Annotated in this window: 10 protein-coding genes and 1 pseudogene; 6 read left to right on the plus strand and 5 right to left on the minus strand. The window is 65.2% G+C overall.

The genetic code is table 11. The features are described 5' to 3' along the window. The first annotated feature begins 2 nt into the window (after positions 1–2). A complete protein-coding gene (locus WMF42_RS15495) occupies positions 3–1,229 on the plus strand; it encodes a RecB family exonuclease (RefSeq protein WP_437692702.1) in 1,227 nt (408 codons plus the stop codon). 213 nt (positions 1,230–1,442) lie between these two features. On the opposite strand, the gene WMF42_RS15500 is transcribed toward WMF42_RS15495, so the two are convergent. Continuing rightward, on the minus strand, positions 1,443–1,757 hold the full coding sequence (locus WMF42_RS15500) for a hypothetical protein (RefSeq protein WP_437692704.1): 315 nt from the start codon (positions 1,755–1,757) through the stop codon (positions 1,443–1,445). Between the two features lie 446 nt (positions 1,758–2,203). Beyond that, entirely contained in the window at positions 2,204–3,052 is an 849-nt protein-coding gene (locus WMF42_RS15505) for an oxidoreductase (RefSeq protein WP_437694284.1), read from the minus strand. Between the two features lie 124 nt (positions 3,053–3,176). Between WMF42_RS15505 and WMF42_RS15510 the strand changes: the two genes are divergently transcribed. After that, positions 3,177–3,467 (plus strand): hypothetical protein, encoded by a 291-nt coding sequence (locus WMF42_RS15510; protein ID WP_437692706.1) that lies wholly within the window; start codon positions 3,177–3,179, stop codon positions 3,465–3,467. A 59-nt stretch (positions 3,468–3,526) separates the two neighbouring features. Further along, positions 3,527–5,164, plus strand: a complete 1,638-nt coding sequence (locus tag WMF42_RS15515; RefSeq protein ID WP_437692708.1) for a CocE/NonD family hydrolase — start codon at positions 3,527–3,529, stop codon at positions 5,162–5,164. Between the two features lie 325 nt (positions 5,165–5,489). On the opposite strand, the gene WMF42_RS15520 is transcribed toward WMF42_RS15515, so the two are convergent. Further along, positions 5,490–5,759, minus strand: a complete 270-nt coding sequence (locus tag WMF42_RS15520; RefSeq protein ID WP_437692710.1) for a hypothetical protein — start codon at positions 5,757–5,759, stop codon at positions 5,490–5,492. 312 nt (positions 5,760–6,071) lie between these two features. Here WMF42_RS15520 and WMF42_RS15525 point away from each other — a divergent pair, with 312 nt between their 5' ends. After that, complete coding sequence (locus WMF42_RS15525) at positions 6,072–6,953, plus strand: NAD(P)/FAD-dependent oxidoreductase (RefSeq protein ID WP_437694286.1); 882 nt, start codon at positions 6,072–6,074, stop codon at positions 6,951–6,953. A gap of 40 nt (positions 6,954–6,993) precedes the next feature. Next, positions 6,994–7,824, plus strand: coding sequence for a GNAT family N-acetyltransferase (locus WMF42_RS15530; RefSeq protein ID WP_437692712.1), 831 nt, complete (start codon positions 6,994–6,996; stop codon positions 7,822–7,824). 726 nt (positions 7,825–8,550) lie between these two features. Here WMF42_RS15530 and WMF42_RS15535 read toward each other — a convergent pair. Together WMF42_RS15535 and WMF42_RS15540 are read right to left on the minus strand one after the other, a co-directional pair. Continuing rightward, positions 8,551–9,075: pseudogene (locus WMF42_RS15535) on the minus strand (TfuA-like protein); the annotation flags it as partial. Beyond that, positions 9,072–10,331, minus strand: coding sequence for a YcaO-like family protein (locus WMF42_RS15540; protein ID WP_081426689.1), 1,260 nt, complete (start codon positions 10,329–10,331; stop codon positions 9,072–9,074). The gene WMF42_RS15540 and the pseudogene WMF42_RS15535, both read right to left, overlap by 4 nt. A gap of 654 nt (positions 10,332–10,985) precedes the next feature. Here WMF42_RS15540 and WMF42_RS15545 point away from each other — a divergent pair. Continuing rightward, positions 10,986–11,471, plus strand: coding sequence for a hypothetical protein (locus WMF42_RS15545; RefSeq protein ID WP_437692714.1), 486 nt, complete (start codon positions 10,986–10,988; stop codon positions 11,469–11,471). Positions 11,472–12,114 lie beyond the last annotated feature (643 nt).

The raw sequence follows: 12,114 nt of genomic DNA on the forward strand, positions 1-12,114 counted from the left end.
CTATGGAGGCGCCGGCGTTCTATCGCCTGACGGGACCGACGGAGTGGGCGGGACCGCCGGAGACCTTCAGCTATTCGAGCTTGAAGCGGATGGCGGCGTGCCTGCGGCAGTGGCAGCTCGCGAGCTCGAGATACGGCGATCTGGCGCGCTGCCCCGAGCGGCCGAACGAAGCGGCCGAGCTCGGGGTCATCGTGCACGAGATGCTGAGCCGCCTGTTCCACACGATGGCCGTCGCCGGCTACCCGGAGCTCGGAACGGAGGCCTTTCGGGTGGCCATCGCGCAGTTCGATATCCTTGGTACGGCGCGCAGGCTGATCGAAGGGGTAGAGGGTCGGGCAGCGAGCAACCCCCGCGCGCTCGGGTTCCGGTTCCAGGCGACCGCGCGGGATGTCTACAACAAGGTCTCCCAGGCCTTCCGGCAGGAGTACACGAGCATCTCCGCGCAGGCCTCGAGGCTCGCGCCGCTCCCCCAGCAACCCGAGGCGGCCATCGGACTAGCTGGAAGCCGCCTCCAGCTCCTGGAGGTGCAGGGCTTCTTGTCCGAGGAGGAGATCCGGCACCCGAGGTTCCCGATCCGTGGTTTCATCGATCTGGTCGTACGGCGCAATGGTCGGACCGTGATACTCGATTTCAAGACCGGAGCCTCGCAGCCCCAGTACCGCGAGCAATTGCTCCTCTACGCGCTGATGTGGTGGCGAAAAACGGGCGATCTGCCCGCCGGCATCGAGCTCCGCTACGGGGCGCGCGTTGAGGCATGGCCGATCACCGACGCAGAGCTCGTCCGCGTGGAGGAACAGATCGAGGAGAAGATTCGCCGCTACCGGGAGGGCCTCTCGCTAAAGCCGGCAGCAGCGAGCCTCGGGCCTCATTGTACGGGTTGCGGCGCGCGGCAGTTCTGTGATGACTACTGGCAGTGGAGCGGCGGGTCCGGTGACGACCAGCGCCAGAGCGAATGGGTCGACCTGGAAGTTGTGATCCAGAACATCGTAAACCGTACGGGGTTCGTTGCGCGCGACCGCGCCGGCCGGGAACTCGCCGTAGTCTGCGATGAGGACGTGCCGCCCGGGTACGGGCGCCTGGCGACGGGCGGGCGACTCCGCCTCCTCAACGTCCGGCGCGAAGACGCCCCGTCCGCGCTCCGTATCACGAGGACGACGGAAGTATTCGGCGGTGACGTGCTGCAAAGCTTTGCTGTTGCGCCCACACCCGCCGGAGGGTCGAAGGAGTGATCATGGCTCTGTTTCAAGGCGCGAGAAAGTTACCTTCCCAGCACGTCTCGATCCGGGTATCGTGGCACGATGCATAGATCTCGTGGGCGACTGCCGGATCGGCGAGGTGACGGTGCCAGCCTTCGGGAGCCATACACGTCCGGACATTGCCGCCATCACGAGCCGGACTACAGGCCTGAGGCGACAGCGTCCTGGCCTGACGTATACGGCGTTCTAACGAGCGCGCTTGCCGCGCTCGGCTGAGAGGTCGACGACGGGCGCCTGGCTTCTGGTCGCAGCTTCCTGCGCAGGCAGCCCAAGCAGCCGCCCAATCGCCTCGTGCGCAACGCGCACGGCTTCGACGTCCCCCGCTGCGGCAGCAGCTCCCAGTCCCTCCCCGAGCTGCGCGACCAGCACCGCCCGCCCGGAGAGGGCAGGGGAGGCCGCCGCTCCCGCCCCGCTAACCCCCGCGGCGACCTGCTCCGCCAGCCGCACCAGCATATCCACCCCGACGGCCTCCCCCGCCGCCACCGCCTTCAGCGCCGCCACCGCCAGCTCCCGCCCCCCGCTTTCCCCCGCGCCCCCCGCATCACCCCCACCTCCCGCCTGCCCACCTTCCTGCCCACTTTGCCCCCTAACCCCGCGAATTCCCTCAGCACCCCCAAGCTCTTTTAATCCGTAGGTCCAGGGTTCGAGTCCCTGTCGACCCACTACGTAACTACGGGGAACTGCTTACCTTTCCGACCAACACCCCGCCTGTTCCAGTATTTCTCCACGGGCATGCGTCTGGCGTCCAACGGCCGCTTGAAAATGGCCTGCACGCTCCTCACGGCCGCCGAGCGATGCGGAGGTTTTTTCGAGCGTCTCAGGACCGACGTCAGTCACCTCGTGGCCTACTATGTTGGCCAGTCGTCGCAACAAGCCCTCGTCCTTGACAGGGCGAACCGGCCGTCCGCGACCCTGCGAACGGCCAGCACCGCTCGGGCGCGCGAGCTTCATCTCGGAAAGTCCGTCGACGCCGAGACGGCGCGCCACGCGGCGAGCTCCTGCGTCACGAACGCGTTCTTCGCCTCGATCGCAGCGATGGCGTCGGTGCCGAGCGGGAGACGGAGCGGCGGGTTCTTCGCGCGGGCGAGCTCGACGACCACGCGGGCGAGCCGCACCGGGTCGCCAGGCTGCTGGAGGCTGACCTCCTTCGCGTGGCTCCGGACCTGGCCCGCGGTCTCCGCATAATCGGCGATGACCTCTCCCGTCGCCACGGCGGACTTCGCCTCCAGGAACTCCGTTCGGAAGTAGCCCGGCTCGAGGACCGTCACCGCGATGCCGAGCGGCGCGAGCTCCGCGTGCAGCGCCTCCGAGATCGCCTCGACGGCGAACTTCGTCGAACAGTAAATGCCGAACCCAGGCCCCGACCGGTAGCCGCCTACCGACGAGAGGTTCAAGATCAGGCCGGCGCGCTGCTTCCGGAGCTGCGGCAGCGCGGCGCGCGTCACCGCAAGCAGGCCGAACACGTTCGTCTCGAACACGCGCCGCACCTCGTCGCCCTGGATCTCCTCGATCGCGCCGATGACGCCGTAGCCAGCGTTGTTCACCAGCACATCGATCCGGCCGAACCGGGCAACGGCAGCCTCGACCGCGGCGGCGACGGAGCCCTCGTCCGTCACGTCGAGCGCGAGGGGGAGGAGAGCCTCAGGCCGCCCGAAGCGGTCCGTGATGCTCCTCGGATCGCGCGCGGTGGCGACCACCCGATCGCCGGCGGCGAGCGCCGCGCTCGCGATCTCCGCGCCGATTCCGCGCGATGCTCCCGTGATGAACCACACACGCTTGTTCTCGCTCGCTTCCATGGGGATCTCCTCTTCGTTGTCCGGGGGGTTGCGCCCCTCGCAAGAACGAAGATGCAGCATCCAAACCATGAATAAAATACGCAAAATGATTGATGATTTATGAACTAAAACTTCATAATAGGGCATGCCCGACGCGCTCGACCGGCTCACGACGTTCCTCGCCGTGGGCCGCTGCAAGAGCTTCACCGCCGCCGCCGCCGCCGCCGCCGCCGCCGCCGCGCTCGACGTCACCCCCACCGCCGTGCTCGAGGCGTTCCTCACGAAGGGACCTGGCTTCTACCTGTACTTTCCGGCGCGCACGCAGGAGCAGCCAGAGCTTCGCGCGCTCACCGAGAGCGTGACGAGCTCTCGCGGGCAGAAGGCCAAGCGTCGTTCAGGTCGGACCGGCGTCTCCGGTGGTGGGGTCCCCGCGTGAGGCCGGTGGCGCTCGCGCTGCGTTGACGCGACCCCCGGGGGCGGGTTGAATCTCCGGCCATGACCGTCGTTAGCCGCATCTTCGAACGGCTCCTCGATCTCCCGCCGGCGGAGACGCGCGACATCGTGGTCGAGCGCGATCTCCCGGTGCCGATGCCCGACGGCGTCACGCTGCTCGCCGACCACTACCGCCCGCGCAGCGGCCCGAAGCGCCCCACGATCCTGGTGCGATCGCCCTATGGCCGGGCCGGCTTCTTCGGCCTCTTGTTCGGGCGGCCGCTCGCGGAGCGAGGGTTCCAGGTGCTCCTGCAGAGCTGCCGGGGCACCTACGGCGCAGGGGGGGAGTTCGATCCGTTCCGCAACGAGCCGGCCGACGGCGCCGCCACGCTCGAGTGGATCAAGGCGCAGCCGTGGTTCTCGGGCGAGCTGGCCACCTTCGGGGCGAGCTACATGGGGTTCGTGCAGTGGGCGATCGCCGCCGACGCAGGGCCGGAGCTGAAGGCGATGGCGACGCACGTGACCAGCTCCGAGTTCCGCAGCCCCATGTACACGGGCGGATCCTTCTGGCTGGACACGGCGTTGACGTGGACGCACATCGTCCACAATCCCGCGGAGTCGGTGCTCCGTGCGGCGCTCGCGATGATGACCGCCGAGAAGCTCGTGCGCGCCGGCGCCGCGCACCTGCCGCTCCGCGAGACGGACACCAAGGTGATCGGCAAGCCGGCGAAATTCCTCCGCGCGTGGCTGGAGCACGATCAGCCCGGCGATCCCTGGTGGAAGCCCGTGGATTTCAGCGAGCGCGTCCGCGACGTGACCGCGCCGGTGTACATGCTCGGCGGCTGGTACGACGTCTTCCTGCCGCAGACGCTCGCCGATTACCAGCGCCTCCGCGGCGCGGGGCGATCGCCGCACCTGACGATCGGGCCCTGGGCGCACAACGATCAGAGCTGGCTGTCGGTGGCGATGCGCGAGTCGATCGCCTGGCTCCGCGCGCACCTCCTCGGCGATCGCAGCGGGCTCCGCGATCTGCCGGTGCGGCTCTTCGTGATGGGCGCGAACGAGTGGCGGGATTTCGTCGAGTGGCCGCCGTCGGGCTACGCGGAGGAGCGCTGGTATCTGCAGTCGGCGGGGGGCCTCTCCACGCGCGCGCCGGTCGCCTCCGGGCCGGATCGATATCGCTACGATCCTGCGGATCCCACGCCCTCGGTGGGCGGCGTCAGCCTCAGCCAGAACGTGGGTCCGAAGGACAACCGGGCGCTGGAGACGCGCGCCGACGTGCTCGTCTACACGAGCGCGCGGCTCGATCGCGCGGTGGAGGTGATCGGCCCGGTGAAGGTCGTCCTCCACGTCGCCTCCAGCCTGGAGCACACCGATTTCTTCGCGCGCCTCTGCGACGTGGCGCCCTCGGGGCGATCGACCAACCTCACCGACGGCATCCTCCGCCTCTCGCCCGGCAGCCCGCCTGCCGAGGCCGACGGCACGCGCCGGATCGAGATCGATCTCTGGCCGACCGCCCACCGCTTCCAGCCCGGCCACCGCATCCGCGTGCAGGTGTCGAGCGGCGCCCACCCGCGCTTCTCGCGCAACACCGGGAGCGGCGAGCCTCTCGCCACCGCCACGCGCCTCGTCGCCGCAGAGCAATCGATCTACCACGATCCCACGCACCCCTCGGCGATCCTGCTCCCGGTCCAGCGCTGACGAGCGCGGATCGACCTGTCGGACCGCGCCGTCGCGACTCGCGCGTGCGTTGGGCGCCGGCGGAGGCCGGGCTTCCCATGAGGTCAGACTGATCGATAGCGACGAGCGGAGCTCGCACGCATACCGCCAGAAGCACCCCTTCGGGGTGATGCCGGCCTTTACAGCCCGCTGTATCAATAACTGATCGATGCGTCGAGAGGGCCGCCCCTGCTCCACGACCTGCGGGGCCGTACCACGAAGACGGGCTCCTCCTGCTCGCGCGTTCATGCAACCATGAACCGGAGATGGCCGCAAGCACCAAACAACTGCAGTCGATGTAGCCGAGCTATGAAGTCGGGATGCCGAGGTTGCTCGCGAAGTCGGGACCGATCGGCATCGCCATGACGGGTTCGATGACGCTGATGAATTGCACTGCAGCGACGAGGGGCGCGATGGATCGCTCGGAGTGAATATTCTGCATATGGTTTACATCATGGCTTACGTGGGTCGTCTCGAGAGCCGCCTCCTCGAGGCCTGGCGTCTCGACGGCATTCGTTCTGTCGACCTGCAGGAGAGAACGGTGGAGCGAAGGATCACCCTCCTCCTTGGGAAGCATCGAGCGTGGCTTTCACGTGGTGCAAAAAAACGTAATTAGAAGACCCCGATCGTCCAGGAATAGGCTTGCGCGTCGAATATCCAACTGTTATTAGGTCCTGGAAGAAGCCCACATCGATCGTGTTGTCTTCAAGCCCCGGCGTCCTCCGTCTCGGCGATGACGGAATCGCAACGTACCCTCCGGTGCAAACAAGCCGGAAAAGTGCGTCTGAAGCGCGGATCGAGCCTGGCGATTCGTCCAGAAGGGAACTGATTCAGGGATTGGTTCGCTACCCTTGTCCACATACTGAAAGGGAGTCAAGTGTTGCAGTCGATGTACGACGTGTTGATTGTTGGCGGTGGACACGCCGGTTTGAGCGCAGCCCTCACCCTCGGGCGCGCGCGTAAGAAGGTGCTTCTGGTCGATGGTGGACCCGGCCGGAATCAGGCTGCCCACGAGGTACACAATTTCCTGTCTCGAGACGGTACTCCTCCACCGGTGCTCCGGAAGCTCGGTCGGGAACAGCTCGCGCCCTATCAGACCGTTGCCTACACGGAGGGGCGGGTATCCGAGTTGGTCCGGAGAGATAACCAGTTTTGGGCTCGCTTGGAGGACGGCAAAGAAATCCTGTCGCTGGCCGTCCTGCTCGCGGTCGGAATGGTGGATGAACATCCGCGGATCGATGGCTTCGAACGGTTCTGGGGTAAATCCGTTTTTAGCTGCCCCTACTGCCACGCCTGGGAGTTTCGTGACAAGCCGCTCGCTGTCATCGAGTCAGGTCCCAAAGGTCTGGGCGCATGTCGTATTCTGAGAAACTGGTCGAGCGATGTCTTCCTCTTTACTGACGGTGTCACGGACCTCGATCCTGAAGCTCTCGATCGCCTCGAGAAGGCAGGGGGTGCAGTCATCATCAAAAAGCGGGTTCGTAGGTTTGTGGGTGACACCACGCTGTCAGCCGTCGAGCTGGAGGACGGGGAGCAAATCCCACGAGAAGCAGTCTTGATGTTTCCCAAGCAGCACCAGATGCCGCTCGTCCAGCAGCTAAGCCTGGATCTCACGGAAGATGGATTCGTCCGGGTGAGCGAACAGAGAGAGACTTCGCAACGAAACATTTTTGCCGCGGGCGATCTGACCTCGCCTTCCCATCTGGCCATCATTGCCGCCGCGGAGGGCACCATTGCGGCGATTCAACTAGTTTATCGTTTTACCCCTTAGGGCCTCCTGGCAGCTGTTACCCACACCGGATCGAGAGGCTATGCTCATTCGTAAACTTGACGACAAGGATGCGTCCATTTGCGCTGCGCTGGTGCGCCAGGTTGGTTGGAACACCACCGAGGCGAGGTGGCGGCTGCTGCTCTCCGTCGGCGACGCTTTCGGTCTCGAGCTTGACAACGGTGAGCTGGCGGGGACGGTGATATTCAACCGATTCGACGCGCTGGCCGTCATTGCAATGATGTTCGTGAGCGAGGCCCACCAGCGGCGCGGTTTTGGGCGAGAGCTGCTGCAACAGGCGCTGAAGCAGGGCAACGACATCGTCGTTTATTTGTTCGCGTCGAACATGGGACGGCCGCTGTATGAGCAGGTTGGCTTCATCGCGACGAGCGTGACCTCCGTGCGGCTCCAGGGGCGCGCGAGCTTGAGGCGCGCGGCCTCACGCGACGGGTTACGGAACATGACCACCGCAGATATCGATGTGGTTTGCGCGCTGGACGAAGAGGCGCAGGGGTGTTCGCGCCGTCGCCTGCTCAAAGCGTTGTTCGCCTCGTCCGACCGCGCGCTGGTGGTCGAGCGTGGCGGTGAGGTCGTCGGCTTCGGACTCTCGTCGTGGCCCACGGACATCCGCCAGGTCGGACCGATCGTTGCGCGGACTGAGGAGGATGCGCGCACCCTTGCCACGGAGCTGGCTGCGGATGTATCCGAACCGCTGTGCATCGACATTCTCTCGGACCAGCAGGCGATGCTAGCCTGGGGGCAAGCCGCTGGACTCGCTGTCGTCGAAAATGTGCCACTCATGACGCTCGCTGGAGCGCAGCTGCCGGGACGGCGCGGACTCATTCGCTCCCTTGCTGGCCGCCCCTTTGGCTGAGCGGGCTGAGCTCATGTGCTCGACGAACGCGCGCGCGCTCGCGATGGCGTGGCAGCTCCTGTCGATCCACGCGAAGGGAATCGCGCCGCAGAAACGCCCATCGACGACGTTCTCCAGGAGCAAGGACCACTGGTACGCTCCGTGAGCGATGCTCATCTCCTCCCGAACACGCTGGAGGATCCGCGAATCGATGTGCAACGACATGCGCTTGGCGTCTTGAGCTAGACGTTTTGCGGCGTACATCCTCGCGATCTCGGCGTGTAGCTCGCCGAGGAACTCCAGCTCTTCCCAGACCATGTTTGCAAATGTGGCGTCGTGCGGAAGAGTCCGAGCAAGAACATCGCAGAGCACCTCGCGTAGTCGCTCGGCCCTGTTCGTCTGCGGCATCCCCTGAAAATCGGCGTGACCGGCGAGCAGAGTCCAGATGTAGCGCCGGTACCTGCCTGTGCCGAATAGCCACTCCACGAGCTCGTCGCGCAAGCCTTCGGCGGAGCTCCCGAAGAACGGCTCGGAGATCGTGCGGTTGGGTCGAACAAATGGCTCGCTGTGCGCACGGCCATGTTTCGCGGCGACGTTCTCGAGGCGGAGGAGCTCGCCAGCGTGCTGGAGCGCTTGGATTGCATCTTGTCGCTTGATGTCTTGCGCGGAGAGGAACCTCAGGAGCTCCCCAGACTCATCCGCGACGCGCGCCTCGCGGAGGACAGCGCGCCATTGACGCTCGGGGTAGAACATCCGTGAGGCGACGTCGACGAGGCGCCGCCCAGACGTACGGTCCAAGATCTGCCGCCGGATGCCGTGAGAAACCGCGTACCGGACGTTGACCAGCGCCACGGAGACGGCGCGATAGTCGTTGTCTTGGTCTGTGCCGACCGCGACCTCGCCGTCGCTGCTCAGGACGCCCATCCGAAACGCTCGATAAACTAGACCTATGCCTCGTACGCCGACCGGCCAGCACTCGGCGGCGCGCAGCGCGCCCATGCTCGACGCGCCGAGTACCAGCGCGCCATCGCGCACGATATCGATGACCTCGCGCGGCGATACAGCGAGCTCGTGCGAGAACACGCCGTCGATGATGACGAAGAGGGCGCCGCCAAGCTCCCGGTCGCGATACAGGTCTCCACGCACCACGGGGGCTCGAATCCGCGCACCGGGAAGCAGCTCAGCCACCGCGCTCGGTGAGATGCTCGGGCCGACGTAGACCCAAGGTGTGTCCGCGTGCGAGGTTTCGCGTTGCAAACGGGCAGATGTCACAGCAAGTGCCTCAACTGGCGCCAGGACGGACGCTCGCCGCAGGTGGCCGGCCCGCTCATCCCTGGCACGATGATGCGAACGACGGGGACCTGGAGATCGGACCGGGTAAGATCCGCGACGATGCAACGCGTGAACCCCGCGCCAGCTAAACGCTCGCAGACCTCCTCGAGGTCGCGCAGCAGGTCACCCGACGAGCTGCTCCTGGCAGCGTCAAACGGGTGCAAATCTCGCGGATAATAGAAGTCGGCGAGTCTCTGCAAAGTCCACGTGCGATCAATGGATTGGCCGCCTTCGAAGGTATCGCGCGCACCCTGCATCGTGACGACGCGGCTCTGCACGGCCTCGGTCACGGCGCGGAGGACGGCGCGTCGGGGGTCGAGATCGGTCCCCCAGCCCGCAAAACGACGCTCAGCAGCGCCGTGGAGGCTCGGAAACGCCGGGTCCAGGATGCCAGCGGCGAAGGTGGACACCGCTGTGCTGTTGATCAGCTCTCCGATCGCGAGCCGCAGCCCAGCGCGAGTAATGCGATCACGCCATTCCTGGAGCTCACCCGGGATGGTGTCGAGATCTATCATCTGACATTGTGGCACGTCGTGGTCGTCGGACTCGGCGACCTCATCACAGAACTCGTACTGTGCAACAGTGTCGCGTTCTATGACTTCGCACAGGGCGTGCAACGCCGCCTCCGTGTAAGTATTCCCCGATGCGAGGCCGTTGGTGTGGGGCCCCGGATAGATCCCATCGCTGCCGGGGGTGATCACCAGGTCGACCGGCACCCAGACGTGCTGCCGCTGGATCAGGTCGAACGCCATCATCCAGGAGCATGCGCGGTCGGGCCGGTAGACGCTCCGGAACGGCAGATCGCAGTCCTCGAGGTTCAGCACCGCGTCGCCAGCGCTCTCGCGCAGCTCTTCGAAGGACGCGCGACGAACCTCGGTGCTGGCGGGGAGGTCTTCCGCGCAGCACCGCTCGATGGCTTCCATGACCGCGCTCAGGCGCGCGGCGCGGTGGGTCAACCCCTTGCCTGCGTGGGTGGTGAGGTCCTTGGCGAGCGGCGTGACGGCCACCCAGCTTGGCAGCCCCAGATAGTCGAGCGGAGTCACATCGACGACGCGCGTGATGGGTACCCGTCTGAGCAAAGGTCGTACCCAGACCTCCGTCTCATCAAACGACCGCGCGTGACCGGCGGGGCTCACGGCTGGTGCAGCGGTGAATCGATCGGCGGCGATCATCGAATGCGACTCAATCTCCAGCAAGGAGTAAGATGATTCTTGATTCGTTCAATGCACGCCAGAGCGGGTCCGCCGCAACGGTGGCTGCGGTGTCCGTGGAAAAATATACAGTCGAGGCGCCCTTGTTGCTCGGGGGTCACTGACGAGAGAACGCTCAGCAGGATGCGCTCGGTCCTGCCATGGAAAAGCCGCGAGGCACCTCTCGTTGAGCATATGAAAGTTCGCGATATCCAGCCCTGCTAAACGAACAGGGCTAGAGATCGGAATCGCATTTGCATCAATCAGTCGATGTGCCCCGCGACCACTCTCCTAAATGTCAGGAGAGGCAGCTAGGTTCCTGCTCAGGCGCAGACAGTGGTGCTGCCCTTGACATTCGACTTGATCTTCATCGAACGCTTGGGCTGCGCGACATGAACCTGCTGGGCGTTTCCCTGATTATTGTACATGATGACACTCCTTCCTGGTTCTAGAGTGGCGTGCAGGTCCGAGTGGACATGCAACCAGCTCTAGTTGGTTGCAGCAACATGGCAGCACCTTACTGCGCATGCGCCTCATACCTTAGATATTGGGATTGGCTTGTCAAGCTGAGCTTGAGCGGGCGCGCTCAACGAGATGCCTCCGGCGACAAGGCCTCCGACCAAGGAGCGAATGGGCGTCATGTGACAGATATGTTTCATTTTGTTCGCCACCTGGTCACGCCGCAAGATGCGCTGTGGGATCCGCAGTGAAGAGCTCGTTCCGCGCTTCATCGGCCAGCGCGGAAGCATCATTCTCAAAATCGGAAACGCTGTCAATGTCCAAACGAGCGCGTCGATTTTATGGATATCTCTGGTTGAGATGGAAATGGCAATCTGGTCCTGGTCGCCCGCTCAGTCGAACTGGCGCTGCCTGCCGTCGGGCTCTGGAGTTCGCCAGTGGGTCCCAGAGCTCGGCGAGGCGCGTGCCGCTCGCGACGTCGTCTCCCTTCACGGCAATCGTCAGCCTCCACGTGAAGACGTCGAAATTGTCGATGCGGCGGGCGAACGGGTCCTCGAACGCTACGCCCGCTGCTTCGCGCCGCGCCGGGCTGCAACGAGCCGCAGCGCCGGCGCGCGACCCTCGCGCTGGGAGGAAGCGCCCGGAGCACCGCGGCGGATCATCGAGGCCACGTTCCATCCGCCGTGACGCCCTCTGCACCGGCGGGCCACAAGATGAGCCTGCCGCAGCCGAGGCCCGGAGACAGGCGCATCCGAGCCGCCCGCAACCGCGCCGGTGTCATGTCCAGAGTATGCGGCGACACGGTGGGCGACGCCAGACAGCGAGCTGGAACGGCGGCGTTCCAGAGGTGAAACGATGCTGCCGCTGCTGCGGAGAGCCGAGCTGGGAAGAAGGCGCGGGCAGTGAATCTTTGCAGTCTTGCGTGGGCCCTGGGTGCATCAGGCCATACATTTCTCTTGCGCGACGGCCGAGGATCGAACAAGGATTGCGCTGTCGCGTTGATTTGGCGTTTTGATGCCTCAATGCGTGACATCGCCCGGATGATGCCCGGATCGATGTGTGCATTGATAAAGCTGGCATCAGGGGGTTGATGGCCGGAATAGCGTCAACTGCGCAACGAGCATCGGGGCGAGCGATGCCGCCCGGTCGTGGGGTGTCATGGCGGCCATGTGAGTGACGATGCTCTCAGACGGTTGGTCGCGATGGTGCACGAGCGCGTGCGCACGATGCGTTGCGGAGGCTCGACCGTTTGAACGATTCTCCCGGCAAGGGATCTCCTGCCAGGCCCTCCGTCGGAATCAGGGTGTTGGTTGCAACGTACAGGCTCACA

Origin of the sequence: Sorangium sp. So ce176, assembly GCF_051519835.1 — a bacterium.
GTDB lineage: Bacteria > Myxococcota_A > Polyangia > Polyangiales > Polyangiaceae > Sorangium > Sorangium cellulosum_G.

What these genes read in the sequence shown, in the direction of transcription:
- WMF42_RS15515 (WP_437692708.1), top strand. Translation starts at nt 3,527, where the DNA reads ATGACCGTCGTTAGCCGCATCTTCGAACGGCTCCTCGATCTCCCGCCG.
- WMF42_RS15525 (WP_437694286.1), top strand. Translation starts at nt 6,072, where the DNA reads ATGTACGACGTGTTGATTGTTGGCGGTGGACACGCCGGTTTGAGCGCA.
- WMF42_RS15505 (WP_437694284.1), bottom strand. Translation starts at nt 3,052, where the DNA reads ATGGAAGCGAGCGAGAACAAGCGTGTGTGGTTCATCACGGGAGCATCG.
- WMF42_RS15510 (WP_437692706.1), top strand. Translation starts at nt 3,177, where the DNA reads ATGCCCGACGCGCTCGACCGGCTCACGACGTTCCTCGCCGTGGGCCGC.
- WMF42_RS15520 (WP_437692710.1), bottom strand. Translation starts at nt 5,759, where the DNA reads ATGCTTCCCAAGGAGGAGGGTGATCCTTCGCTCCACCGTTCTCTCCTG.
- WMF42_RS15495 (WP_437692702.1), top strand. Translation starts at nt 3, where the DNA reads ATGGAGGCGCCGGCGTTCTATCGCCTGACGGGACCGACGGAGTGGGCG.
- WMF42_RS15530 (WP_437692712.1), top strand. Translation starts at nt 6,994, where the DNA reads ATGCTCATTCGTAAACTTGACGACAAGGATGCGTCCATTTGCGCTGCG.